Source organism: Frankia sp. CgMI4 (assembly GCF_001756285.1).
GTDB classification, from domain to species: Bacteria; Actinomycetota; Actinomycetes; order Frankiales; family Frankiaceae; genus Frankia; species Frankia casuarinae.
In genome coordinates, this window is record NZ_MAQZ01000101.1 from 1 (window position 1) to 26,316 (window position 26,316).

Annotated in this window: 18 protein-coding genes, 1 tRNA gene and 3 pseudogenes; 19 read left to right on the forward strand and 3 right to left on the reverse strand. The window is 69.3% G+C overall.

The window, feature by feature from the left end; genetic code table 11:
- Window positions 1-335: 335 nt before the first annotated feature.
- The 10 genes and pseudogenes from Manayef4_RS25445 to Manayef4_RS26155 all read left to right on the forward strand — a co-directional run.
- Window positions 336-1,268: pseudogene (locus Manayef4_RS25445) on the forward strand (tyrosine-type recombinase/integrase); the annotation flags it as partial.
- Window positions 1,258-1,707: a DUF6262 family protein gene (locus Manayef4_RS17780; RefSeq protein WP_023841883.1), complete on the forward strand. Its 450-nt coding sequence runs from the start codon at window positions 1,258-1,260 to the stop codon at window positions 1,705-1,707. The pseudogene Manayef4_RS25445 and the gene Manayef4_RS17780, both read left to right, overlap by 11 nt.
- Before the next feature lie 306 nt (window positions 1,708-2,013).
- Window positions 2,014-2,505: pseudogene (locus Manayef4_RS17790) on the forward strand (IS256 family transposase); the annotation flags it as partial.
- Between the two features lie 28 nt (window positions 2,506-2,533).
- Window positions 2,534-3,450 (forward strand): annotated as a pseudogene (locus tag Manayef4_RS17795) (IS5 family transposase).
- 361 nt (window positions 3,451-3,811) lie between these two features.
- On the forward strand, window positions 3,812-4,621 hold the full coding sequence (locus Manayef4_RS17800) for an SAM-dependent methyltransferase (RefSeq protein ID WP_023841886.1): 810 nt from the start codon (window positions 3,812-3,814) through the stop codon (window positions 4,619-4,621).
- A complete protein-coding gene (locus Manayef4_RS17805) occupies window positions 4,618-5,832 on the forward strand; it encodes a hypothetical protein (protein ID WP_023841887.1) in 1,215 nt (404 codons plus the stop codon). Before Manayef4_RS17800 ends, Manayef4_RS17805 begins: the two co-directional genes overlap by 4 nt.
- A gap of 161 nt (window positions 5,833-5,993) precedes the next feature.
- Complete coding sequence (locus Manayef4_RS17810) at window positions 5,994-6,986, forward strand: ATP-binding protein (RefSeq protein WP_254665718.1); 993 nt, start codon at window positions 5,994-5,996, stop codon at window positions 6,984-6,986.
- Window positions 6,987-7,003: 17 nt separating this feature from the next.
- Window positions 7,004-7,360: a hypothetical protein gene (locus tag Manayef4_RS17815; RefSeq protein WP_070132376.1), complete on the forward strand. Its 357-nt coding sequence runs from the start codon at window positions 7,004-7,006 to the stop codon at window positions 7,358-7,360.
- A 201-nt stretch (window positions 7,361-7,561) separates the two neighbouring features.
- On the forward strand, window positions 7,562-7,876 hold the full coding sequence (locus Manayef4_RS17820) for a hypothetical protein (RefSeq protein ID WP_175443418.1): 315 nt from the start codon (window positions 7,562-7,564) through the stop codon (window positions 7,874-7,876).
- A gap of 301 nt (window positions 7,877-8,177) precedes the next feature.
- Window positions 8,178-9,764, forward strand: a complete 1,587-nt coding sequence (locus Manayef4_RS26155; protein ID WP_254665719.1) for a helix-turn-helix transcriptional regulator — start codon at window positions 8,178-8,180, stop codon at window positions 9,762-9,764.
- Here Manayef4_RS26155 and Manayef4_RS17830 read toward each other — a convergent pair.
- The gene (locus Manayef4_RS17830) at window positions 9,729-10,787 is read right to left on the reverse strand and encodes an NAD-dependent epimerase/dehydratase family protein (RefSeq protein WP_011436466.1); all 1,059 of its coding nucleotides are present in this window, start codon (window positions 10,785-10,787) and stop codon (window positions 9,729-9,731) included. The genes Manayef4_RS26155 and Manayef4_RS17830 overlap by 36 nt on opposite strands.
- A 1,136-nt stretch (window positions 10,788-11,923) precedes the next feature.
- Between Manayef4_RS17830 and fxlM the strand changes: the two genes are divergently transcribed.
- From fxlM to Manayef4_RS26160, 7 genes are all read left to right on the forward strand, one after another.
- The gene (gene fxlM / locus Manayef4_RS17840; protein ID WP_070132380.1) at window positions 11,924-13,150 is read left to right on the forward strand and encodes a methyltransferase, FxLD system; all 1,227 of its coding nucleotides are present in this window, start codon (window positions 11,924-11,926) and stop codon (window positions 13,148-13,150) included.
- Between the two features lie 70 nt (window positions 13,151-13,220).
- The gene (locus Manayef4_RS17845; RefSeq protein ID WP_023841893.1) at window positions 13,221-13,415 is read left to right on the forward strand and encodes an FxLD family lanthipeptide; all 195 of its coding nucleotides are present in this window, start codon (window positions 13,221-13,223) and stop codon (window positions 13,413-13,415) included.
- Between the two features lie 85 nt (window positions 13,416-13,500).
- Window positions 13,501-16,596 (forward strand): lantibiotic dehydratase, encoded by a 3,096-nt coding sequence (locus tag Manayef4_RS17850; protein ID WP_070132382.1) that lies wholly within the window; start codon window positions 13,501-13,503, stop codon window positions 16,594-16,596.
- The gene (locus Manayef4_RS17855) at window positions 16,593-17,831 is read left to right on the forward strand and encodes a lanthionine synthetase C family protein (RefSeq protein WP_070132384.1); all 1,239 of its coding nucleotides are present in this window, start codon (window positions 16,593-16,595) and stop codon (window positions 17,829-17,831) included. Before Manayef4_RS17850 ends, Manayef4_RS17855 begins: the two co-directional genes overlap by 4 nt.
- Window positions 17,832-17,843: 12 nt before the next feature.
- Window positions 17,844-18,689: a thiopeptide-type bacteriocin biosynthesis protein gene (locus Manayef4_RS17860; RefSeq protein ID WP_070132385.1), complete on the forward strand. Its 846-nt coding sequence runs from the start codon at window positions 17,844-17,846 to the stop codon at window positions 18,687-18,689.
- Complete coding sequence (locus tag Manayef4_RS17865; RefSeq protein WP_070132387.1) at window positions 18,686-19,837, forward strand: hypothetical protein; 1,152 nt, start codon at window positions 18,686-18,688, stop codon at window positions 19,835-19,837. Before Manayef4_RS17860 ends, Manayef4_RS17865 begins: the two co-directional genes overlap by 4 nt.
- A 183-nt stretch (window positions 19,838-20,020) precedes the next feature.
- The gene (locus tag Manayef4_RS26160) at window positions 20,021-20,416 is read left to right on the forward strand and encodes a hypothetical protein (protein WP_083282535.1); all 396 of its coding nucleotides are present in this window, start codon (window positions 20,021-20,023) and stop codon (window positions 20,414-20,416) included.
- On the opposite strand, the gene Manayef4_RS17870 is transcribed toward Manayef4_RS26160, so the two are convergent.
- Window positions 20,381-20,465 (reverse strand) — tRNA-Leu (locus Manayef4_RS17870). The two genes, Manayef4_RS26160 and Manayef4_RS17870, sit on opposite strands and share 36 nt — an antisense overlap.
- A gap of 214 nt (window positions 20,466-20,679) precedes the next feature.
- A complete protein-coding gene (locus Manayef4_RS17875; RefSeq protein ID WP_011436459.1) occupies window positions 20,680-21,648 on the reverse strand; it encodes a ParA family protein in 969 nt (322 codons plus the stop codon).
- A gap of 218 nt (window positions 21,649-21,866) precedes the next feature.
- Between Manayef4_RS17875 and nifJ the strand changes: the two genes are divergently transcribed.
- Both nifJ and Manayef4_RS17885 read left to right on the forward strand, forming a co-directional pair.
- A complete protein-coding gene (nifJ, locus tag Manayef4_RS17880) occupies window positions 21,867-25,382 on the forward strand; it encodes a pyruvate:ferredoxin (flavodoxin) oxidoreductase (RefSeq protein ID WP_070132388.1) in 3,516 nt (1,171 codons plus the stop codon).
- 221 nt (window positions 25,383-25,603) lie between these two features.
- A complete protein-coding gene (locus tag Manayef4_RS17885; RefSeq protein ID WP_011436457.1) occupies window positions 25,604-26,212 on the forward strand; it encodes a heme-binding beta-barrel domain-containing protein in 609 nt (202 codons plus the stop codon).
- Window positions 26,213-26,316: the final 104 nt, after the last annotated feature.

The following is a 26,316-nucleotide window of genomic DNA, read 5'->3' on the forward strand; positions in this document are numbered from 1 at the left end:
ATCCGGGACAGCACCGCGACCTGCTCGCTCAACTCCTCGACCCGCAGCTGCAGCTGCCCGACACGGGCCTCGGCTTTCTCCGCACACTCCTCGGCCCGCTCGGCACGCCCACGCCAGTACGCCACCTCGGTGACATCATCGGTGACAGACAGAACAGACACACCACCCAGGACACATCACCAGCGTCCTCGGTATCAGGAACTACACCCGACGTATCACGAAGAGCCCACAACCCCCCACCARCATCCCGCGGACACTCCGCCCGACTCCCGCCACAGCCACGACACCGCCACACGGCGGAACCAGCCCCTCCACGCCATCGCCGAATACTTACGGTCGAACACCCCGACAACCTCGCCCGCTGGCACGACCCGGCCAGYCGCGTCGTCACCCTCATCCTCATCCACACTGGCCTACGCATCGGCGACGCACTGCAACTCCCGGTCGACTGCATCGTCCGGGACACCGACGGCGCCCCCTACCTGCGCTATCTCAACCACAAGATGAAACGGGAGGCGCTGGTCCCCATCGACGAAGAACTCGAAGCCGAGATCACCCGGCAGCAGCGCCGCGTCACCGACCGGTGGCCCGACACCACCCCGACGCTGTTTCCCAAGACGAAAGCCAACCCGGACGGCCGGAAACCACTCGCCAGCTCCACCTACCGCACCGCACTCGCCCGCTGGCTGACCCGCTGCGACATCCGCGACGAACACAACCAGCCAGCTCACCTGACCCCACACCAATGGCGCCACACCCTCGGAACCAGACTGATAAACCGAGACGTCCCCCAGGAAGTCGTCCGGAAAATACTCGACCACACCTCCCCAGAAATGACCGCCCACTACGCCCGGCTACACGACACCACCGTGCGCCGCCACTGGGAAAAAGCCCGCAAAGTCAACGCCCACGGTCAGGAAGTGACACTCGACCCGGACGGGCCCCTGGCCGAGGCGGCCTGGGCGAAACAGCGGATCTCCCGCGCCACCCAGGCGCTGCCGAACGGCTACTGCGGCCTACCGGTACAGAAAAACTGCCCGCACGCGAACGCCTGCCTGACCTGCCCGACTTTCCTCACTACCGCGGAATTCCTACCCGAACACCGCCGGCAGCACCAGCAGACCCTGCACATCATATCCGCCGCCGAAGCCCGCGGCCAGCAGCGCCTGGCCGAGATGAACCGCCGCGTCGCCGGAAACCTCGAGAAAATCATCACCGCCCTCACCGAAGACAGCAGGCAGAAAGACACGGTCGCCGATGCGTCCTGACAACACCGCCCCCATCACCGCCGCCGCCCGCCGCCGGCACGACCAGGCCCGCGCCCGCGCTACCCAGGCGCTGCGCGAGCTCGACCGCGCCGGCGCCCCCGTCACCTTCGGGTCCGCGGCAGCCGCAGCCGGCGTCTCCCGGTCCTGGCTCTACACCCAGCCCGACCTGCGCGCCGAGGTCGAACGCCTCCGCGCCGCCACCAGGCAGACACCATCCCCGCCCGTCCCCACCCGCCAGCGCGCCTCCGAGGCCGCGCTGCTCGCCCGGCTGGAAGCAGCCCTGCAACGGAACCGGGAACTCGCCGACGACAACCAGCGGCTACGCCGCCAACTCGCCCACGCCCTCGGCGACCAGCGAAAACCACCCACCGGACACGCGGACAGCCGACCACGCCGGAACATCCCAGAAAACTCTCCCACAACGATCGGACCGTGCTGAACAGCAGGAAACGATCTCGGGTGTTCGCGTCGACGACATCGTCCTCGACGCGAACACCCAGGTCACAGCCTTGATCAATAGTGAAGCTCAAGATAAAACCAGTCGTGACCCTCGCCCTCAATACCGCAGAACCGATCATCGAGGGCCACTACGGCCGCGCCGCCTTAGACGCCATCGGCTGCTGCCTCCTTATCGGATGGTCCCACATCGCGCCGGACGGGACTGTTTCAAGATCGGTGTTTCCGGCCCGACACGCCGGGCGTAGGTCCAGCGGGATGGGCACTGTGAGTGATGACATCGGGTGATATGACCCTCAGCAAGGAAGATCGTGATCGGGGGCGGCAGCTGTCGCCGGAGCAGGCTGCGGCAGCTGCGATGGTCGCCGATGCGAAGGCGCGTGGRCTGGCGCTGACCGGGCCGGACGGCCTGTTGAAGCTGTTCACCAAGACGGTGCTGGAAACGGCTTTGCGGGAAGAGATGACCGAGCATCTCGGGCACGAGAAGAACCGTGCCGATCCCGAACGGGACAGCGTAAACGTTCGGAATGGTAGCCGACCGAAGACTGTCGTTTCGGAGGCGGTTGGCGAGGTTGAGATCTCAGTTCCGCGGGACCGGGAAGGCACGTTCACCCCGCAGATCGTGAAGAAGCGGCAGCGGCGGCTTTCCGGTGTGGACGAGATCGTGCTGTCGCTGTACGCGAAAGGGCTCACGACCGGGGAGATTTCCGCACATTTCGCTGAGATCTACGGAACGTCGGTGTCGAAGGAGACGATCTCCCGGATCACGGACGCGGTCCTGGGTAGCTGTTTGGGATCTTGATGCTTGTGTGCTGAGTGTGGTCGCCTGGCTGGAGTTGGCGTGTTGKGATGATCGATGGCGGACGGTCGGGTCATGCCTCGGTCTGACCCGTATCCCTCCGATCTGTCCGACGCGGAATGGGCGTTGGTGGAGCCGTTGCTGCCGCCGGTGTCGAAGGACGGTCGGAAGGAGGCGCATCCCCGCCGGGAGATCGTGAACGCGATTCTGTATGTGACGCACTCGGGATGTACGTGGCGGTCGTTGCCGCGGGACTTCCCGCCGTGGGAGACGGTCTACGGTTTCTTCGCCCGCTGGCATGACAAGGGCGTGATCGCGCGGGTTCATGACGCGCTACGGGACATCTCCCGCGAGGTCGAGGGTAGGGACCGGCAGCCCACGGCGGGGGTGATCGACTCGCAGTCGGTCAAGGGCGCCCAGACCGTCGGTGCGGCGACCCGAGGCTACGATGCGGGCAAGAAGGTCAATGGCCGCAAGCGGTTCCTCATCACGGACACGCTCGGGCTGCTGCTGAGCGTGCTCGTGCTGCCGGYCAGCGTCCAGGACCGTGACGGCGGCAGACGGATCATGGTGGATCACTACTTCGACCACTGGAACTGCCGTCATCTGTTCGCCGACGGCGGGTTCGCCGGGCGTTTCGTCGACTGGGCCGGTGAGGTCATGAGAACCAGCGTCGACATCGTCCGGAAAAACCCTGGGCAACGCGGCTTCGAGGCCCTCCCGAAACGCTGGGTAGTGGAACGAACCTTCTCATGGATCACCGCCCATCGCCGGCTCGCCCGCGACTATGAAAGAAGACCGGCTATCTCCGAGGCATTCATCCGCCTCGCCATGATCCGAACCATGGTGAGGCGCCTTCCCCGCCAGCTCGCGAACAGCCACCAGACCATACCAGTCACTACAGAGAGTAGCCAACGCAAGATCTAAAACAGCTTCTCACTCCTGACACCCCACCGTAGGGAAACGATCACACTCCGGGAAGATAAGGGCTGGCARCGAGCGAAGAGATGGCCGTTGCCCTCGGTGTTTTCCCAGTTCAGGTGGGGTCGGGACGGGTGAACGGCTTCTTCGCGGTGAGGGGGATGACCACCTGACGCCGCTAGGACGATGGTGTAACGGTTCCGTTTTGCCTACCGTCAGCGAGGACCGTTCCCATGATGAGGATCGCCTGTTCGACACATCGTGACCACCCCACAGGGACCAGACCCGGCCCGGTCACACGGTCGGACCGGCCGCGTCAGCCGAGAAGCCGTGTCGTCACCACGGCGCGCTGGTCACGGGGGCAGTCGTGACGGACGCGCATGACGTCACCGCAGTGGGGGCCGAGGGACCGAACGTCGCACGGGTCTACGACTACTTCCTCGGCGGCGCGCACAACTTCCCGGCCGACCGGGAAGCCGCGGCGCAGGTCGAGCAGGCATGGCCGCAGATCCGCGACACCGCCCGGGTCAACCGGCTGTTCCTGGGCGAGGCGGTCCGCTACCTCGCCGGCGAGGTCGGCGTCCGGCATTTCCTCGACATCGGGTCGGGTATGCCGACGATGGGCAACGTCCACGAGGTCGCCCAGCAGCTGGCCCCGGACGCCCAGGTCGTCTACGTGGACAGCGACCCGGGCGCCGTCGCACACAGCCAGATCCTGCTCGCACCCAACCCGCTGGCCACGGCGGTGGAGGCGGATCTGCTCCGGCCGGACGAGATCCTGGACCATCCGCAGGTGTCCCGGCTGCTGGAGCGGGGGCAGCCGGTCGCGCTGCTCCTGGTCGCGGTCCTGCACTTCTTCCCCGACGACACCGGCCCCCGGCACCTGGTCTCCCAGCTGCGCGACGCCCTACCCGCGGGCAGTCATCTGGTCGTGACCCACGCCACCGGCGACGGCCAGTCCCCGCAGGTCACCGAAGCCGCCGAGGTGTACCGGCGCACAACCGCGCCGTTCCAGCTGCGCGACCGCACCGAGGTGCTGTCGTTCTTCGACGACTGCACGCTGGTCGACCCCGGACTGGTCCTGCTCCCAGGGTGGGAACACGACCGGCAGCGAGGCCGGTCGACGACGGTGGAGGGTCGGCTGCCGGTCTACGCCGGTGTCGGCCGCGTCCGGTGAGTCCGCGTTCGGGTTGCTCGACGTGCTGGAGTGACGGCGACGTCCGCGATCTGCTGTCCCACACCGACGGGTGGATCGCCGACGCGACCGCCCAGCGGTGGCCCCACAGCGAGGTGACATTCGGGGCGATGACCACGGCGGGCGGGGCGGTGTATCGCCAGGTCCGCGTCGGCGGGGTGGCGCTGTGCGCGACGGTCCGCCCGGCAGGCCGGGCGCTGTCACGCCTCGTCCGCGGCGACCACGGTGATCTCGCCACCGTGCTCGCCGACGCCGGCGCCGACGCGGCGACCGCGATCGCCGGCCAAGCCGAGCAGCTCACGGCGCTGGCGGCCTCCACCCGCCTGCGGGTGGCTCCCCCGATCGCCTGTACGGAGGGGGTGATATTCACCCCCTGGGAGGACGGCGCCACGCTGGCCGCCCTGCTCCGGGCCCGGCCGATGGAATTCACCGGGGTCGTGACGGCGCTGATGGACGACCTCAGCGACCTGCACCGGAATCCACCCGCGCAACTGTCCGAAACCGCGGCGACGACCCGCGCTCTCCCCCGGGTCGTCGCCGAAGCGTTGAGCCATCCGGTGGACCACCTCCACGCTAGCGACACGACAGCAGGCGAGATCGGAGAGCTCCGCGCGCTCGCGGGCAGCCTGTCAACGCGGCTCGGCCGGCTGGCCGCCCAGCTGGACCCGATAATGCTCAGCCGCGGCGGCATCGCGTTCGGGAACCTCAACCCACGCGGCGTCCTGTATCCCGACGGATCGTCACGGGCGGCACTGGTGTCCCCCGCGCTCGAACCCGGCGGAGACCTCGTGGACACCGGAACCCTGCTCGGCCATCTGCACCCGCTGATCCTCGGCTGCCCGACACCAGTCCGGACAGAACTCGTCGAAGGCGTCGAGGCGTGGCTGTCCGGCCGGCTGGCCGCCTGCCGCGACCAGTGGCGGGACTGGCTGCACGCCGTCCTGACCATCTGGGCGGCCACCGTCTACGACCAGGCGATCACCACGCTGACGCTGCCAGCGGTCGCCCTCCGGCTCGGCCCGACGGCGGCCGATCCGCCGGCCCCGCCGCTGGCGGCGCTGTCCGTTCTTGACGTACTCACCCGGGAGTTGCGCCGACGCGGCGCTGGTGCGGCGCTGAACGCCGCCCTCGCTGCCCTCGCCGACAGCCCGGCCGACCAACCGGCACGGCAGCTCGACTCCGCTGACCACTGATCACTTACCCGTTCGTAGACCGAAGGTGCACGTCCATGGCTATCAGCCTGAGCCGGCCACCGGGCAGCCGATCACAGTCCGCCCCTCCCGCGCCGCCTGTTTCCGCCCCCGCTTCTTCGCCCGGTCAKGATCGTGCCGTTCGCGGCCGATCCACCGACCCGTTGATCGCTCTCGGTCCGAAGGCGACCGCCCAGCCGCCCGAGCGTGCGTTCGAGCTGCTGCGCGGTAGCGCGGTGCGCCTCCTGGACCGGCACGTCCAACGCGACGGTGTGTGCGAGAAGTGTGGATGCGCCTGGCCGTGCCGCGTGGTGGTGCTCGCCGAGAACAACCYCACGCTCGTCCACGACGCCCCACCCGCCTCCGCCAGCGCCAGTCGCGCGGCCGTCCCACCACAGGCGGCGGCCGGCCGCATCTCGTCCCACCCGCCCGCGCCCCCTCGACGCGACGGCGAGAACAGCCGGGAGAGCCACATGACCACCGCCGTGGCCACCACCCCCGCCAGCGCACCCGAACCGGCCGTTCACCTGCTCCCGCACCGCGTCTGGAGCTACCCGACCAGACCCCAGTCCGCCAGCGCCGCCCGCYGCGACGTCACCGGGCAACTCCACCAGTGGGATCTTGACCATGTGATCGACACGATCACCCTGCTGACCTCGGAACTGGTCACCAACGCGCTCGCCTCCAGCCTGCGCGGCGATGATGACCTGACGTCCCAGATCGCGATGCGCCTGACCTACAGCGACCACCATGTGATCGTCGAAGTCYGGGACGGAGGACCAGGCCACCCAACCCGCAGGGCCACCAGCCCCGACGCCGAGGACGGCCGCGGCCTACACCTGATCACCGCTCTGACCCCGCGCACCGGCTACTACCAGGCCCGGGTCCACACCCCCKACGGCAGCCACCAGGAGCGAGGCAAGGTCGTTTGGGCCGCTCTACCCCACCACACCCCTCGTCCTCACCGCATTCCGACCGCCCCGACCGACGGCCTGCCGCGACGCGAACGCTTCGCCGCCCACGCCGCGACCCCGACCGCCCCGGACGTCTTCGACCTCGACCTGCTGCACCGGGTCCGCGACGGCCTACGCACCCTCGACACCCACCCGGCACGCCCCACGCCCACGGGCTCCGGCCAGCACGTCCCAGCCACCTGAACCGAGAGGCGAACGCCATGCCTGACCCTGCTACCAGCTCCTGCCCCTCGTGGTGCGAGCAGCCCGCCGGCCACCTCGACGTCATGCCCGCGGGCCCCGGCGACTACCACGTCTCCGAGTTCACCGTGATCGACCTGCCACCCATCCCCGGGGTCCGCGACCAGACAGCGATCCAGGTCTCGATCGAGCAGTACGTCACCGCGACGACCACCTACCAACCGATGATCTCCCTCGGCGCCGGAGAAGAGGACCCCGACAGCGAAGCCTTCAYCCTCGACGAAGCCGACACCCTCGCCGCGACCCTCACCCGCGCGGTCGCTGCCGCCCGCAACGCCCAGACACAGCCCTCTCCAGAGTCGGACGACCGCGCGTGACACCCCCGTCGCGCGCCTGAAGGTCCACCGGCGCTCCCGGCAGCCGGACAGACAATAGCCAGGACACAGCGGCACGCCGCCACTCAACCTGCACCCAACAGGAATCCAATCTCAGCGGATTGCCCCTTGCGATCAGCCCCCTCGGCCTCCTCCGGCGAGGCGTCCGCGCGACCGCAGACCCGCGATGACGAAACGGCCCGCATGTCACCTCGCCCCCGCACTGTCCCACCCGCACTCCGCCCGATCGTGCTGCTCGCCAGGATGCGCGAGATGCTCCCGCCAGCGCGGCTGGCGGACCTGCTCACCACCTTCGACCCGTCTGCCGCCCCGACGGCACCAGAATGGGCCGACCTGTGCTCGGCGCTGGACGCCTACGACCAGGCGGCACAGTTCGGTCTGAGCACCGAGGAGGYCCGCAACCAGGTCGACATCGCCGCCATGATCTTCCACGTGCGCTACCGCGGCGCTGAGCACCGACCGGGCAGTTGCATCCACGAGCGTCGAGCCGCCCGATAAACRTCCCGCACACCGCGACATCACCGCGAACCGCACCCCGTGACCTGGCGCCAGCGATGGCGAGCTCGTGCGTGTCCGTATCCGCCGCCTGCCACCGCGAACTGACGCGCCGCCCGGGACCGAACAGATCGCACCGCCTTACGTCATTTCCGCAGCTCAGGCCGCCTCTCAGCAGCCGAAGAACATGTTCGTGGCAGGGGGAATGACATGCACAACCGAAAGGCTGATCATTATGGTCGCGTGACTGCCCGGTGCAGCGGGCGGCRGACCGGGCGGCGCGGTGGTCTGGAGGGGATACGACGTGAGTAGGCACAGTCTGCGGGTGGAGCAGGACGAGCTGCGGGCGCGGATGCGCGCCGTGGGCATGTCGCACGACGAGATCGCCATCGAGTTCRCCCGCCGCTACAAGCTGCGCCCCCGCGCGGCCCACCGGATCGCGCACGGCTGGACCCAGCAACAGGCCGCGAACCACATCAACACCCATGCCACCCGCACCRGCCTCGACCCGGACGGCGCCGCACCCATGACCGCGCCGAAGCTGTCGGAACTGGAGAACTGGCCGCTGCCGAACAACCGCCGCCGACCGACCCCCCAGCTCCTCGCCCTGCTCGCCGAGGTCTACGACACCAGCGTCCAGAACCTTGTCGACCTCGACGACCGAGAACAGCTCACCCCCGCGGACCACCTCATCCTCAGCCAGACCGGCCAGTTTCAGCCCATATCCCCTCGAATACCTCTGACGCCTAGCCATCGTGGCCCCGTGAAGCTTTCCGGCCCGCCTGCGAGAACGGTACGGCCTGACGGGATCGAGCACCTATCAATACCGTACGTACCGGTGGAAATGGAGCGTGTCATGTCGGCTGCCAAGGAGTCAGGGGAGCATGCGATGTTCGCGGCGGCCGGAAGCCTCGACGAGAGTTCGGTGGAACAGCTCGCCGACGATGTGCGCCGGCTCGCGCACACCTACAACACCACCCCGCCCTTCCAGATGTTCACCGAACTGGCCAAGACCCGGAACACCGTGTACGCACTGCTGGAACAGACGAAACGCCCACGGCAGCTCAATGAGCTCTACGTCTTCGCCGGGCAGGTCTGCGGCCTGCTCGGCATCGTCAGTCTCGACCTCGGGTTCCCTGACGCGGGAGTCGAGAACGCCCGTGCGGCGTGGGCGTATGGGCAGATCGTCGACGATGACGGGCTGCGCTCATGGGCCCGCGCTGTCCAGGCCACCATCGCCTTCTGGTCGGACCGGCCCAGAGAAGGGATACGGCTGACGGCCACGGGCCTCGACCACGCCAGAGCGGGGTCCKGAACGGTTCGCCTGCACGCCGTGCAGGCCCGCTCCTACGCGATGATCGGTGCCGCGGACGAGGCGATGACCGCCTTGGTCGCCGCCCAGCGCGCCGCCGAGGCGGACGCCTCAGACGACCTTCTCGACAGTGTGGGCGGCGAGTTCTCGTTCGGCGAGGAACGCCGGCTCCTCAGCGCCGCCGCCACCCATCTCGCGCTCAGCCAACTCGACCAGGCTGCGCACGCGGCGTCCCAGGCGATCGACTTGTTCACCGCGATACCGATCGCCGACCGGTGGACACCAGGTGAGCACGGCGCCCGGATCGATCTGGTCGTCGCCCGAACACTGGGCGGCGATCTCGACAGCGCGCACGATGCCCTCGTCCCCGTCCTCGCGTTGCCGTCCGAGCAGCGCACGGGGCGCCTGACGGGGCGGCTCCACCGGCTGCGCCGGTCGCTGAGCCAGCCGCGTTACCGCGGATCTGCCGAAGCCGAGGACCTTGACGACCAGATCGAACACTTCGTGCGCGAGTCGGCCACCGCCATGCTGCCCCCGGGCACCTCACACCAGGCCCTTCTCGCCGGAGGCGGCCTGTGACCGGCACTCCCACAGGTCGACGAGGCGGCGCTCTCTGTCGGGGTCGAAACCGTGYTCGTCCTGACGTTCATGCCGGACCGGAGCGCCACCGGCCGCCAGCCACGCCCACGTGGCMAGGACCGTCTTCTCGATCGGCCGGCAACGCAGGCCCGCCGCCGCCGCGCGGGTCGCATCCAGGCGCCATGTCCCTGGCTGCACCCGCCACAGCGGGATCTCCGTCCACTGACGCACCCCCTGTTCGACCAACCAATCGGGTTCCGCCCAGACAACCTCGATCTCATCTGCGCCTCGGACGTCCCGCGTCGCCGCAGCGCACGCGTCCAGCATCCGGCCGTAGGTCGCGTGGCCGGTGGGCGCCGCGACGTTGAAGATGCCGCTGGCCGACCGCCCGATCAGGTCGAGCAGGAACGACGCGAGGTCACGCACGTCCACAGGCTGGATCGGCCTGTCGGCGGGTGCGGGGGCCAGCACCCGCCCGCCGCGCGCCATCCGCCGAAGCCACCACGGCAACCGTCCGACGTACTCGTACGGGCCGAGAACCACCCCCGGCCGCACCATGAGCAGCCGATCCGGGGAAACGCTCCGCCGGACCGCGGCCTCACACCCGGCCTTGTGGGGGCCGTACCGCACCGCGTCCCAGCGAGGATCTTCCACCACAAGATCGGGGTTTCCCGGATGTAGAGGTGAGGATTCGTCGACCGGGGACGCGGGCCAGTCGCGATACACCGAGACGGTCGACACGAACACGTACCGACCGGCCTGCGCGCCCAGAACCTGAGCGGCCAGGCCGACCGAGCGGGGCTCCGCTCCGCCGACGTCCACCACGGCATCCCACGGCCCCGCCGCCGCGAGGCGTTCAAGATCCTGGACGTCGGTTCGGTCGCCGCGCAACGGGTGGACCCCTGCGACATCCGGTCCGGACCTACCCCGGTTGAACGTCGTGACCGCCCAGCCACGGCCCACCGCGTCCTCAGCCAGGACACGGCCGACGAACCAGGTTCCTCCCAGGATCAGCAGGCGCATGGCGCAATCGTCTCAAAAGGACTTTCCTGTGCGGCCGGCGCTTCCGTGTGATCGTCGATGTCGCGGACACTGCGAAGGAGAGGCGACCTGCCGCCAGTCCGGACGCGGGTCGGCGGAGCCCCTGGCCCAACGCCGTAGCCGCCCGGCACATGTCGCCAGACCAAGGCGCAAGCGCACACCCAGCCGCCGCAGCCGAGGGCAGCGCGTGCCTGCCCTGACGCGGCAGACACCGGCAGTCGATCAGCTTCGGAGGCCGCAGCCTCCCGCTGCCGGCCGAGTCCGTAGCCGTCTGTCACCGACAGCCGTCCGCTCAGGATCAGCCGGGAGAGAGGCGCCGCGGGTCGCGCGAAGGAGCCGCATCGTCGGTGGAGCCGGACCAGACGCCGTCGGAACGCGGTAGCAGGTTCAGGTCGCCGTGGTCCCAGACAGGTGATCGAGGCCGAGGCCGGCGGGCCTGCCGAACGAATCGGCATGATCGCGCCGGATAGATGCACCCTGACACCACTGTCTGCGCAGGTCAGGTGTCTCTCGGGAGCCGAAGAGAAGCTTCGTCGTGGTGGGAATGACTTGCCCCCCGGGCTCCAGCCATCGTGGTGTGGCGCCATACGCGGCATCCACCGATCTTGATCGGTGCGCGGGCCGTACCACCCGAGGGAAGCGAGATGATCATGTCCTTGTGTCGCGTTCGCGCCCGGTCCGCGTGCGCGCGTCTCGCCGTTCCCCCCCAGCGCTGGGGCGACCGGCGTTCGCCGACGGCCAGCCCTGGCCGACCGGGGAGCCGCGTCGGGTCGATGGGGCCGGTACCGGCTTCGAGCACATCACCTGCACTACCTACGGACCCAGCGTGGCCGTGGCCGCGAAGCGGATGGCCGACCAGATCCGCCGGTGCGGCCGGGGCCAGCCGCATCTTCCCCGGCGCGGTACATCTTCCCGATCGAACCATTCGTGAGAGTCGGCGTCTGGAAGAGCTGGCGCTGGACAGGGGCGCAGTCGCGTCGTACTCACCCGGCCGTACTCGACATTGCCGCCGACACATCATYGGAGCATTCCCTTCACCTAGCTCATCGCCACTTCCATATTCTGGGTCAGAGGAGCGACCTAGACTGCCATTTCCCGTCTCATTAAGGTGTCGAAAAATGACTTCAGTCCAAGATTCGAGCGCCACCGACAGTGCGGCCACGTTGCGTGCCGCGATGGTGGACGAGCTTCGCACCACGGGGGACGCGATCAAGACTGGGCAGGTGGCTGYGGCTGTGGGCAGGGTGCCTCGGCACCTTTTCGCACCCGACGAACCGCTGGAGGCGGTCTACGCCGCAAACAAAGCACTTGTGATTAAACGCGATGGGAATGGTGCGGCGCTCAGCTCGCTGTCCGCCGCGCACATTCAGGCGGTCATGTTGGAGCAGGCCGAACTTGAACCGGGAATGCGYGTCCTGGAGGTTGGCTCGGGCGGCTACAACGCCGCCCTCATCCAGGAGATGGTCGGCGACGGAGGCTCGGTGACGTCCGTCGACATCGACCAGGAGATCGTGAGCCGGGCCCGCGCCTGTCTGGACGCGGCCGGCTATCGAAATGTTGAAGTCGTGGCGGCCGACGCCGAGGCCGGCGTACCCGAAAAAGCACCCTACGACCGGATTATCGTGACCGCAGGGGCCTGGGACATCCCACCAGCCTGGCAGGAGCAGCTCACGAACGGCGGYAGGCTCGTTGTGCCGCTCCGGCTACGAGGGCTGACCCGGTCGATCGCGTTCGACCGGGTCGACGAGGACGGTGACGTCGGTCTGGTCAGCCGCAGCTATCGCCTGTGCGGATTCGTCCCGATGCAGGGCATCGGGACGTTCCGCGAAAGGCTCGTCCCTATTACCGACGAGGTCGTGCTTCGGGTCGACGACCCGTCCCAGGAGTTCGACGTCGAGGGGCTGCGCGACGCGCTGGCCACGCCGAGGCTGGAACGCTGGTCCGGAGCGGCCTTCGATCTTCCTGACGAGTTGGAGTTCTTCCTCGTCACGAATCTGGCCCAGGTCGCGCACCTGCATGTGGACGAGACGCAGGTCCAGAACGGCCGCTTCGCGCCCTCGGCCGCCAGAGGTGTGCCCACGCTGGTCAGCGGTGGCAGTTTCGCCTACCGCACCAAGCGCCCGAACGAGAAGACCGGCGGATTCGAGAGCGGCGTCGTCGCGCACGGTCCCGACGCCGATCGCGTCGCCGAGCACTACGTGGAACTGCTCCGCCGGTGGGCCAGCGATCACCGCCGTTCCGGTGCCGCCCACATCCGATACGTCCCGAAGGCCGCGGGGACGCCGGCGCCGTCCGTGGGGCTGGTGCCGAAACGGCACGGCGCTGTCGCTGTCCGCTGGCCCTGAGTTTCCGCGCTCCCGAACGGATGCTCGGGAGCCGGAATGCACCACCACCATCACAACCCAGGAGGTCTTCATGTCCATCCAGCTCGATGACCCGGTGTTGGCCGTGCCCCCGCAGGCGGGACGAGACCAGGAGGAGGACTTCACCACATGGGACCTGGACATCTCGATCGTCGAGTCCGGACCGGCCGCTGACCGGCTCATCCGGATGACCGACGACGGCTGCGGCACGACGTGCGAGACGGCCTGCTCGACCACCTGCCCGTAACCAGCGCCCCGACGACCTGAGAACGCGGCGTCCGTACGGCCGGCCTCGGCGGCCGGACGGACGCCGCCCGACTACGGAGCGGCTGGTGTATCAGCATCTCGACTCCCTGGTGGTGCGTGCCGCGGTGAACCCGCCCGTGGACGTGGCCGAGCGATGGCCCGACCTGGTCGGACCGGCGGCCACACCAGAGTCCTGGCGCCTCTGGTTACGGGAGGTGATGCAGAATCGCGCCTTCGAGATGGCGCTGGAGCAGGCCAGCCCTGTGCTCGCTCGCCGCGTTCGGGAGATCCGCGACGGACGCCAAGTGCCCCAGGCCGGGGTGCGGCGGGCAGTGCTGTCGGTGATGCGTTACCGGCTTCGCGCGTCGGGACGGGCGACGCCGTTCGGCCTGTTCGCGGGGGTCGCGCCGGTGCGTGTCGCTGACCACGCCTCGGTGCGCGCAGGCGTGGCGCACCGTGCCGTCGCGCGGGTCGAGGCTGGCTGGCTCTGCGCGGTGGTCGACCGGTTGGAAGCCGATCCGGTCGTCCGAGCGCGGCTGGATGTGGTGGCGAACAACCTCGTGTTCGAGCGGGACGGCCATCTGGTGCTGGAGCACCGTGCCGCAGGAGGCACCGACGGTGTTCCTACGCGCGTGCAGGTGCGGGCGCACGCACCGGTCCGCGCCGCGATGGGTATCGGCCGCCGCTCGGTGCGGTTCTCCGACCTCGCGGCCAGGCTCGCGTCCGAGTTCGCTCCGGTCCCTGCCGACGTCGTCGACAGACTTCTGGCCGATCTGGTGGCGCAGCGGTTCCTGCTCACGAACCTGCGGCCTCCGATGACGGCGAGCGATCCTCTCCGTCATGTCGTGGGTGTGCYCCAGACGACCCTAAATGGCGGGCCGGTCACCGTCGAGGCGGCCTGGGTCGCCGAACGCCTGAACGGGATTGTCGATGGGCTGCGGAGCCACGACAGCGCGTCGAGTTGGACCGTCGCGCGCAGCAGCCGCGAGCGCCTCGGCGAGGACATGGCTGAGGTCCACCCTTCGGCGGAGCCGGCACTCCGGGTTGATCTGCGGATGGACTGGGCGCTGGCTGTGCCCCGCGCGGTCGCGGTCGAGGCCGCAGCGGCGGCGGGCGTGCTGGTGCGCCTGGCGCGGCGCTCGACGCTCAGCTCCGGCTGGGACGCCTGGCATGGCCGGTTCCTCGAACGGTACGGGCCGTGCGCTCTGGTTCCCGTTTTCGACGCGGTCGACCCCGAGATCGGACTGGGTTATCCCGCCGGCTACGCCGGCAGTCCCGCACCCGCGGGCGTGACGTTCACCGATCGGGACGCGAAGCTGTTGGCGTTGGCGCAGAACGCCGCGCTGCGCCGCGAACGGGAGATCGTCCTCGACGACAGGATGATCAGCGACCTTACGGTCGTCGACCAGGACGCCCACGTTCAGCCCACCACGGAACTCACCCTGCGCGTCCACGCCACGAGCACCCGCTCGCTCGACGATGGCGCGTTCACCCTCGCGGTCGTCGGGGTGTCACGCAGAGCCGGCACCACGACCGGACGACTCCTCGACCTCTTCGACGCGAAGGACAGTGCGCGGATGCGCGCGCTGTACGCGGGTCTTCCCACCGCGAGCCGCGACGCGCTGAGCGTGCAGATCTCCGCGCCCGCTCGCTACACGAACACCGACACGGTGGGACGCGCCCCCCAGATCATGGCGCACCGGCTCTCCCTCGGCGAGTACGACGACAGCGAGGACGGGGACTCGCTGCCTCTGGACGACATCGTGGTGACGGCCGATGTGCACCGGATCTATCTGCTCTCGCTCTCCCGCCGCCAACTGGTGGAACCGGTGGCGCTCAACGCGGTGGAGCCGGTGCGACGCGCGCATCCGCTGGCGCGTTTCCTCGCCGAGGCGCCKGCCGCGCTGAGCGTTCCCTGCGCCCCCTTCGACTGGGGGGTCGCGGCCCAGCTACCGTTCCTGCCGGCGCTGCGGCATGGACGAACAGTCCTCTCACCAGCGCGCTGGCTGCTGGGGACCGCGGACCTGCCCGGCTCCGCGGCCGGCTGGACGGAGTGGGACCGTGCCCTGGCCAGCTGGCGGGAGCAGGTCAACCTCCCCTCGGCGGTCTACCTCGGCGACGGTGACCAGCGCATCGGACTGGACCTGTCTGAGCCGGCCCACCGGGTACTGCTGCGCTCCCACCTCGACCGCTCCGGCGCCGCGCTGCTGCGCGCCGCCCCCGACACCGACGCGGCCGGCTGGGTCAGCGGGCATGCCCACGAGATCGTCGTCCCCCTGGCAGCGGTCGCCGCGCCGGCGGCGACACCGGGCTGGTTCAGCCGGGCGCAGGTCGTTGGCCGCGATCATGGGCATCTTCCGGGCTGCGACGCACGGTTCTCAGTCAAGATCTACGCCGGCCTCGGTTGCCAGGACGACATCCTCACCCGCCATCTGCCGCACCTCGTCCACGAGCTGAACGGGCAGCAGGCCGCGGGCGAGGCGCGCTGGTGGTTCCTGCGCTACCACGACCCCGACGACCATCTGCGCCTGCGGCTCGCGGTCACCGCCGACGGTGTGGCGCCGACCGCCGACCGGATCGGTGCCTGGACCCAGCGGCTCCGCCGCGCCGGCCTGATCTCCCGCGCGCAGTGGGACACCTACTTCCCCGAGACCTCACGCTTCGGGGGCACCGCCGCGATGGACGCCGCGGAGGCGTACTTCGCCGCCGACTCAGCGGCGGCCCTCGCCCAGCTCGCCGCCTCCAGGGAGAAGAGCGGGCCCGACCGTCGCGCGCTGACCGCCGCCAGCATGCTCGCCATCGTGACCGGCCTGATCGGCGACACCGCCGAGGCGACGAGCTGGCTCATCAGCCACACCCGGACGGAGCCGTCCGCCCCAGCCCGCGCGCTGTACCAGCAGACCGTCGCCCTGGCGAACCCGGCCGACCCACGCGCGCTGGCCGCACAGCCCGGAGGCGAGCACGTCCTCTCCTGCTGGGCGCACCGGCGCGAGGCACTCACCGCCTACCGACACGTCCTCCAGGAAACCCGCGCGGAGGCCCCCACCTCCCTGCTGCCTGATCTTCTGCATCTCCACCATGTCCGCATGGCCGGAGTCAGCCTGGCCGGGGAACGCGCCTGCCTGCACCTGGCTCGCGCCGCCGCACTGAGCTGGACCGYGCGCACGAGGAACCCATCATGACCAGCTCCGATCCGGACGCGCTCGCCGCCGCGAACACTGTTGCCGAAGCACTAGCCGACCCGCACACCGCCTGGGCCGCCCACCGACCGACCGGGGGAAGGGCGTGGCCGCAGTCGCTCGCCGGCGGCGCGGCGGGCATCGCCCTGCTGCACATCGAACGTGCCCGCTCCGGGTACGGCGACTGGAGCACCGTGCACGCCTGGCTGTCCGCCGCCGCGTCCGACGCCCTGACCGCGGCGGCCAACGCGGGCCTGTACCTGGGCGCTCCGGCCCTGGCCTTCACCCTGCACACCGCAGCCGGACCATCAGGCCGGTACCACCGTGCCCTCGCCCATCTGGATCAGGCCGTCGTCGCCATGACCCGCACCCGACTCGCCGCGGCCCACACACGCATCGAACAGAGCCGGYGGCCCGCGATGAAGGAGTTCGACCTGATCCGGGGCCTGACCGGACTCGGCGTCTACCACCTGCGCCGCCACCCCGATCACCCGATCACCGGCGAACTGCTGTCGTACCTGGTCAGACTGACCGAACCACTGGCCGGAAGAGACGACCTCCCACCCTGGTGGACGGACTCTGCACCCAACGGCGAACCCAGCCCCGAATTCCCCCAAGGACACGGCAACGTCGGCCTCGCGCACGGCATCAGCGCCGTCCTCGCCCTGCTTGCCCTGGCCCACCTGCGCGGCCTGCCGGTCCGTGGCGCCGACGACGCGATCGCACGGATCTGCGCCTGGACCGACCGCTGGTGCCAGCACGGCGACACCGGCCCCTGGTGGCCCGGATTCATCACCCTCCGCCAGGTCCGTGAAGGCAAGGTCGCCGCAACCCTGCGGCCCCGCCCCTCCTGGTGTTACGGCGTCAGCGGCACCGCCCGCGCCCAACAGCTCGCCGGCATGGCCCTGCGCGACACCGCACGCCAGCAAGCCGCCGAGAACGCGCTCCTCGCGGCACTTCGCGATGAGGCGCAACTCGACCAGCTCACCGAGATCGGCCTGTGTCACGGCACCGCCGGGCTACTCCAGTCCGCCTGGCGCATGGCGGCCGACTCCCACCATCCCCAGCTCACCGCCGAACTCCCCGGCCTGTCAGCCAGGCTGATCGCACAGATGGGCACAACCGTGCGCGACCCCGAACTTCTCGACGGCGCYGCCGGCGCCGCCCTCGCCCTGCACACCGCCGGCACCGGCGCCGCCCCGACGTCGGGCTGGGACGCCTTCCTCCTGCTGGCCTGATCAGGAGCCGACATGGACACCCGCACCTGGCACCAGGTCAACGTCACCTTCCCCGACTGGGCGAACGCCGAGGGCACCGCCGTGGACCACCTCGCCCCTCTGCTGGACACCGCCGAGACCGACGGGCTCATCACCTCCTGGTTCTTCGTACGCAAGGCGCCCTGCTGGCGCATCCGCTACCTGCCCCGCCAGACGACAGGAGAGGCCAAGGCGTACATCCACACCCGTCTCGCCGATCTCCGGGAGACACGCCGCATCGAGGACGCCACGTCCACCCTCTACGAACCAGAAAGCCATGCCTTCGGCGGCGCCGAAGGCATGGACACCGCCCACCGGCTCTTCCACCTCGACAGCCGACACCTGCTCACCTACCTGAACAGCACCAGCCACAAACCGGCCGACCGGCGCCGCCGTGAACTGTCGGTCCTGCTGTGCTCGCACCTGCTACGCGCCGCCGGGCTCGACTGGTACGAGGAAGGAGACGTGTGGGCGCGAGTCGCCGAGCACCGGCAACCACCTGAGCGCACCCCCGACGACAGGCTCCGCACCCTGCGTGACGGCCTGYGGCGCCTGATGAGCATCGACACCGACAGCCTGGCCAAGGACACCCTGCCGCCGGCCTTCACCGATTGGACCAGCGACTTCGCCGCCGCCGGCACCGAACTGGCCGCCCTGGCCACCGACGGCCGGCTACGCCGCGGCCTACGCGCCGTCCTCGCCCACCACATCATCTTCGCCTGGAACCGGCACRGCCTTCCCCACACGGCGCAAGCCGTCCTCGCGCACACCGCCAAGACCGTCGTGTTCGGGCACGACCCCGCCTCCGATCACCAGCCGCACGATCGGGAACCGGCATGACGAACGTCGGAACAGACCCGGCCGACGAGAACCTGCTCGCCTGGTTCCCGCTGGTCCAACGCCCCCGACCACCCGGCCTCCCCCTCGAAGACCGAGTCAGACAGCTGCACGACCTGGCCGCACGGACATCGGACGGTCTCCCGCTCCTCCGAGCGGCCGAAGTCTGCAACAAGGCGGCGCTGATCGCCTCCGACTGCGGACAACCAGACCTCGCCCAAGACCTGTGCTGGCGCCAACACACGCTGTTCGATCAGGCGCGGCCCCTGCCCGCCTCAGCCGCCGAACTCGCCCTCCAACCGGTGCTCAACCTCCCGCGCCAACTGATCCGCGATGGTGACGGCAACCGCGCTCACGCGATCCTCCAGGCCCTGCACGAGGCCGCGCGCACGCAGACCAGCGCACTGATCGACGGACGGTCCGTCAGTCTCCACAACGTCACCTGCGCCTCCGACGACCATCGGACCATGCGCACCCTGACCTGGACGGCGCTCCTGGCGGACGGAGTCCGGGCACTGGCACGGGCCGGGCGCTGGMACGAAGCCGCCGAACAAGCCGCGGCCCACCGCGGAGTCGGCCGCCGACTGCTCGACGGCCGACAGGCGACCGTCCTGGCACTCGCCCAGGCCGGGCACACCGAGCAGGCAGCAGCGCTGGTCGACCAGAGCGCCACCCCCGAACCGTGGGAACAGGCGATCCAAACAATCCTGCGGGTGCACTGTCTGCGACAGGCTGGCGCCGACACCGGCCCGCAGATCGCCCCRCTCCTCGCCACCGCGCTCACCCTGATGCGGYAGCCCGACCTCTCGACCATGGTCTTCCGTGCCCKAGCAGGCATGATCGCGCTCGACCTCGYCGACGGCCACGACCATCCGCGCATCGACGTACTACGCCGGGCGCTGATCGCAGGTGCGTTCAAGGACGCGTACACGGCCCGCGACACGCTCGCGCACCGCCTCCGGGAGTCGATGACGACGACGCAGCGCCAAACCCTGGCCGATGTCTTCCGCGCCGCCGGGCTCGATGCCGGAAGCATCCCGGAATCGCTGTACGGCGATTTGATGGAGACGGTGAAGTTCGCCGAAGATCAGCTACGTGGATGTCTCGGACGCCACGCCAGGCACTGCGAGTGCACAACAGCGACAAGCTGAACAACAGGTCGGCCGAGGACCGACGTCATCCCGTACCGCTCGGTCCGTGACAGAAGGACTACCGTGAGAATGGTTCCAGTCAGGAACCACCGGAAGATCGACCACCGGATTTCCGAGGGGATCTAGCCCGTCGTGACGGCCAAGCCAAGCCAGCGGGTAGAGCAGGACGAGTTGCGGGCGCGGATGCGCGCGGTCGGGATGAGTCACGACGAGATCGCGATCGAGTTCGCCCGCCGCTACCACTACCGCCCCCGCGCCGCCCATCGCCACGCCCGCRGCTGGACCCAGACGCAGGCCGCGAACCACATCAACGCCCACGCCGCCCGCGCCGGCCTCGACCCGGACGGCGCAGCCCCCATGACCGAACAGGAGATCCACGACATGGTCACCGCCGTGGGCGACATCGTCGCCGTTCTCACCGAAGCCGACCCGGCCGATAAAGCCGAGATCTACACCCAACTCGGCCTGCAACTCACCTACGAACCAGGAGCCCACCGAGTGATCGCCGAGGCCAAGCCTCAAGGGATCATGTACGAACGAGAGTGTCCGAGGGGGGACTTGAACCCCCACGCCCGTTAAAGGGCACTAGCACCTCAAGCTAGCGCGTCTGYCATTCCGCCACCCGGACAGGTGGTTCGCGGATGTCTCACCCGCGAACGACTGCGATGCTACACGCTCCAAGGGGGTGCTTGTCGCTACCCCCGACCATCAGACGATCAAGTCCCGACTTGCGAGTTCTGGCCCGCTTCGACGAGAACGAGAAGCAGTATGATCATTACTTGAGGTGCACCCCGGGGGATGTCGATCATGACTGGCCGGACGCCGGGGCCTCTGGGCCTCGCCTACGCGACGGGCCTATGCGACGGGCCCGCCATGCGGCTGGCCGCCCCGACCCGTCGRAGGAACTCCTCGACCAGGCTGATCAGCTCCCGGGCCACCTCGGGCGGGAGATCCGCGGACAGCACCGCCGGCAGTTGGGTTCCAGCCGCTCCAGCGAAGCTCCGGTTACTCACGCGGAGCATCGACTCGAACACCGGGAGTCCGAGACCAGATGCCTGGTGGATGTAGGGCCGCAGGAAGCTGGTCGGCCGACCGCCGTAGTACTGGACCATCATGAGAACAACACCGAGCACCCGCGGTTCGAGTCGTTTCACGGCCGGATGCATCCCGGACTGCAACCCCGCGACCCTGTTGTACTCCCAGACGAACCGGCCCAGTCTGCTCATCAGATGTTCGATGCCCAGCGTCGACAGGTTGTCCGGCCGGGCCGGGATGAGCAGGTGGTCGCAGGCTGCGATCGCGGCCCGGGTGATGACTCCGAAGTTCGGCGGGCAGTCGATGAGCACAAGGTCGTAGTCGTACGTGGAGAAGGACGCCAGCCCGGTGGCCAGCCGCTGGTAGACGTCGAAGTAGTACCTGGTGGACCGGTGGGCCCGCGCCCCGCCCAGCCTGGCGGTGAGGTCCATCTCGATGTCGCCGAGTGAGAGGTGCGACGCGAGCAGGTCCAACGTGCCGCCGCCCGCGGCGACGGCGGCGTTGACGACCGATGGTGTGGTCACGTACCCCGCGAGGGGCGGTGGGGTGGTCTCCGGCCGCCACGACTCGAACCACGCCTTGACGGTTCTCCGGTGGTCGGCGAGGTCCGTCCGCCAGGTCTCGGGTCGGTAAAAGGAGAAGGTCAGGTTCGCCTGCGGGTCCAGGTCGATCATCAGTACCCGTCTCCCCAGCCGGGCGATCGCGGCGCCGATGTTTGCGGTGAGCGTGGTCTTGCCTACCCCGCCCTTGTAGCTGGCGATCGCCACGGCCTTCACCGCATCCTCGCTCCCGGTCGCGCGCTCCGCCCGGCGGCGGAGGRACGTCGTGTCTCCTCGGCCGGACCCGCAATGCTTCCGCGTCCGGTTCACCAGCAGACTACGGCTGTTTCTGGATCGGTAACGTCGTCGGGAGTCGGATACTGGTGACTTCCGCCTTCGGGGACGGGAAGGAAGTCCCTCCTCGATCCGCCTCCGGACGCCTGAGTCTGGGATGTATGGGTCAGAAGACGATCGATGGGAACGAGGCCGCCGCGTTGGTGGCCTACCTGGCGAGCGAGGTGATCGCGATCTATCCGATCACCCCGGCGTCGGCTATGGGGGAGCTGGCCGATGCGTGGGCGGCGAAGGGCCGCCCGAACCTGTGGGGTGCGGTGCCCGAGGTCGTCCAGCTGCAGAGTGAGGGTGGTGCCGCCGGCACTGTGCACGGGGCGTTGCAGGCGGGTGCGCTGTCGACGACGTTCACCGCCTCGCAGGGTCTCCTGCTGATGCTGCCCAACATGTTCAAGATCGCCGGCGAGCTCACGCCGATGGTTCTTCACGTCGCGGCCCGGACCGTGGCCACGCACGCACTGTCGATCTTTGGTGATCACAGTGATGTGATGGCGGCGAGGTCGACCGGTTTCGCCATGCTGTGTTCGGCGTCGCCGCAGGAGGCGCATGACCTGGCCGCGGTGGCGCATGCGGCAACGCTCGAGTCGCGGGTACCGTTCCTGCACTTCTTCGACGGTTTCCGCACGTCGCACGAGCTGAACGAGGTGGCGTTGCTCGACGACGGCACGCTGGGTGGTCTGCTGGCTGCCGGGCATATCGATGCCCATCGCCGCCGGGCGTTGTCCCCCGACCGTCCGGTGATCCGGGGCACCACCCAGGATCCCGACACGTTCTTCCAGGCCCGGGAGGCGTCGAACACGTTCTACGCCGCGGTTCCCGGGATTGTGCAGGGGGTGATGGACCGGCTGGCCGCGGCGACGGGCCGGGCCTACCGTCTGTTTGAGTATCAGGGTCATCCCGAGGCCGAGCGGGTTGTGGTCGTCATGGGGTCGGGTCGGTCGGCGGTGCGGGAGGCGGTCACCCGGCTGGTCGAGCGAGGCGAGCGGGTCGGGTTCGTCCAGGTTCGTTTGTTCCGTCCCTTCGACGGCCGGGCGTTGCTCGCGTGCCTGCCCTCGACGGTGCGGTCGGTCGCGGTCCTGGACCGGACGAAGGAGCCGGGCGCGTCGGGTGAGCCGTTGCGGCTGGATGTCGTCGCCGCGTTCGCGGAACGGCCCGAGCGGATGCCGCGGGTGATCGGTGTCCGTTACGGGTTGGCGTCGAAGGAGTTCACCCCGGCGATGGCGGCGGCGGTGTTCGACGAGCTGGCCGGCGCGGCGCCGCGCCGGGAGGTGACGGTGGGTATCCGCGACGACGTCACGGACCTGTCGCTCGAGGTGGACGACGACCGTGTCCCGGAGCCGGATGACGTGCTGCGGGCGGTGTTCTACGGGCTCGGTAGCGACGGCACGGTGGGTGCCACGCGGGCAACGGCCGGTATCGTCGCAGCTCGCACGCCGCTGCACGCGCAGGCGTACTTCGTGTTCGACTCCAAGAAGTCGGGGTCGATGACGGTCTCGCATCTGCGGCTGTCGCCACGACCGGTCGACTCCCCGTGGCTTATCCAGAACGCCCAGTACGTGGGCTGTCATCAGTCCTCGCTGCTGGAACGGGTGGACGTGCTCGCCGTGGCCGCGCCGGGTGCCACCGTGCTGCTCAACAGCCCGCATGCGCCGGAGAGGGTGTGGGAGCATCTGCCGGCCGACGCGCAGCGGCACCTGCTCGACCGGGATGCGCGCCTGTTCGTCGTCGACGCCGACCGGGTGGCGAAGCAGGCCGGCATGCCCGGGATCGTAAGCCCGGTGCTGCAGACCTGTTTCCTGGCGCTGTCCGGTCTGCTGGACCGCGACGAGGCGATCGCGGCGGTCAAGGACGGGGTCCGCGCCGCCCGCGGCAAACGCGGTGACGCCGTGCTGCAGCGTAACTTCGCCGCCATCGATGCCGCGCTCGACGCCCTGCACGAGGTCGACCTGCAGGCTCGTGTGGTCACGGGCCAGGCGCGCCGGCAGCTGCTCGGCGAGGCGCMCGCATTCGTCCGGCAGGTGACGGCGCGGATCATGGCAGGGGAGGGGAACCTGCTTCCCGTCAGCGCACTACCGGCTGACGGCACCTTCCCCGTCGGGACGGCCCGGTACGAGAAACGCGGCCTGACCCGCGAGCTTCCGGTGTGGGATGCGGACCTGTGCATCGACTGCGGCAAGTGCGCGATTTCCTGCCCGCACGCCGCCATCCGGATGACGTTGTTCGACCCGGCGCGGCTCGCCGACGCGCCGGCGTCGTTCCGGCACAAAAAGCCGAAGGACCGCACCCTCGCGGCGTTCCGGCTCGCGGTGCAGGTGGCACCGGACGACTGCACCGGCTGCGGCATCTGCGTCGAGGCCTGCCCGGCGAAGAGCCGGGAGATCGAGGGCCATCGCGCCCTGGACATGGTCGACGCCRCACCCCGCTTCGAGGAGGAACGTGCCGGATGGGCGTTCCGCGAAACGCTGCCGGCGGTCCCACCGGCGCTCGCCCCACCGGACACGGTCCGCGGCTCGCAGCTACGGGAGCCGCTGTTCGAGTTCTCCGGCGCCTGCGCCGGCTGCGGGGAGTCGCCCTACCTCAAACTGCTCACGCAGCTGTTCGGTGACCGCATCATCGTCGCCAACGCCACGGGATGCTCGTCCATCTACGGCGGCAACCTGCCGACCACACCCTGGTCGGCGGGCACCGACGGCCGCGGCCCGGCCTGGGCGAACTCGCTGTTCGAGGACAACGCCGAGTTCGGGCTCGGGATACGCCTCGCGCTCGACAGCCGGGCCCGCGAGGCCCGCCGACTGCTGCGCGCACAGACCGCGACGGTCGGCGGCACGCTCGTCGAGGCGCTGCTCACCGCCGACCAGTCGACCGAGGCCGGCATCCTCGACCAACGCCAGCGGGTGGCCGAACTACGCCGGCGGCTGGCCACCGTCGACCACGACACCACCCTCGACGCTGTCCTCGACGACCTCGTCGACAAAAGCGTGTGGATCATCGGTGGGGACGGGTGGGCGTACGACATCGGCTTCGGCGGCCTCGACCACGTGCTCGCGTCGGGACGCGATGTCAACGTGCTCGTCCTCGATACCGAGGTGTACTCCAACACCGGTGGGCAGGCGTCGAAGTCGACGCCGCGCGCCGCGGTCGCGAAGTTCGCCGGCGGCGGCAAACGGACCCGCAAGAAAGACCTCGGGCTGCTCGCCGCCGCCTACGGCGACGTGTACGTCGCGCAGGTCGCCCTCGGCGCCAACGACCAGCACACGGTGAAAGCCTTCAACGAGGCGGCCAGCTGGCACGGCCCGTCCCTCATTGTCGCCTACAGCCACTGCATCGCCCACGGCATCACCATGACCGACGGCCTGGCCCACCAGAAAGCCGCGGTGAAATCGGGATACTGGCCGCTCTACCGGGTCGACCCCCGCGCGGAAAGGCCGTTCTCCCTCGACTCGCGGGCACCGTCCATCCCCTTCAGCGAGTTCGCCGCCACCGAATCCCGGTTCACCCTCCTCAACACCGTCAACCCCGACGAAGCCGACGAGCTCGCGGCACTCGCCCAACGCGACATCCTCGGGCGCTGGCAGACCTACGAACACGAAGCCGCCCACCCCCGCCACACCACCACGTAAGACTGAAGCGGCGCCGTACCCACCAAAGCGCCGTGCCCACAGACCGGCGAAATGTTCGATCTTGAGGGCGAGCCCGTGAGCACGGTGAATGTGCCGTCCGGCGCGGCTTGAGAGTCGCGCAACAGCGGCTTGCAGGAATTTGACAGTAATGTCGAGATGTTCCGGGCATGTTCCGGAATTGTGCCACCTGTAGGTGGTTCCTCGTTCAAGGAGGATTTGCGGTGACGAAAACGACAGGAAAGCCAGGGAAGACGGAGAAGGCGGGAAAAGTCGGCCCGGAGTTCGGTCCGTTGGCGGCCCTGGCCGGTGCGTGGGAGGGCGACCAGGGGGTGGACGTTGCCTTCGGCAACGCCGAGGGCACGATTATCGAGACMCCGTACCGCGAGAGGGTCACCTTCAAGCCCTTCGGTCCCGTGGACAACGGCCCGCAGTGTCTCTACGGCCTCGACTACCACATGGCCGCGTGGCGGGCTGGCGAGGAGAAGGCGTTCCACACTGAGATCGGCTACTGGCTGTGGGACGCCAATCTCGGCCACGTCATGCGGTGCTTCATGGTGCCCCGCGGTGCGGTCCTGATCGCCGGTGGTGCCGTGGCGCCGGACGCGACCGACTTCACCCTGCGGGCGCAGGCCGGCTCCCCCACGTACGGCATCCTGTCCAACCCCTACCTGGCGCGCGCTGCGAACAGTATCCGCTACGAGGTGAGCATCACCGTCACCGGCAACGGGAGCTTCGCCTACACCTCCACGACCACCATCGATCACGAGCGGGTGTCCGACCCGGTCGCCCATACGGACCGCAATGTGCTGCGGCGCCTGTCCGACGCTTAGCCGCCCGGCTTAGAGCGTGTCTCACGTCGAGTGCGGGAGCTTCTTCCAGCAGGTGATCGCGGCAGCCAGGCAGAGGAACCCGAGGAAGTTGTAGCCGTTGCGTT

Excerpts from the sequence above, each read along its gene's own strand:
- Manayef4_RS17780 (WP_023841883.1), top strand. The coding sequence starts at position 1,258 with ATGCGTCCTGACAACACCGCCCCCATCACCGCCGCCGCCCGCCGCCGG.
- Manayef4_RS17845 (WP_023841893.1), top strand. The coding sequence starts at position 13,221 with ATGTCCATCCAGCTCGATGACCCGGTGTTGGCCGTGCCCCCGCAGGCG.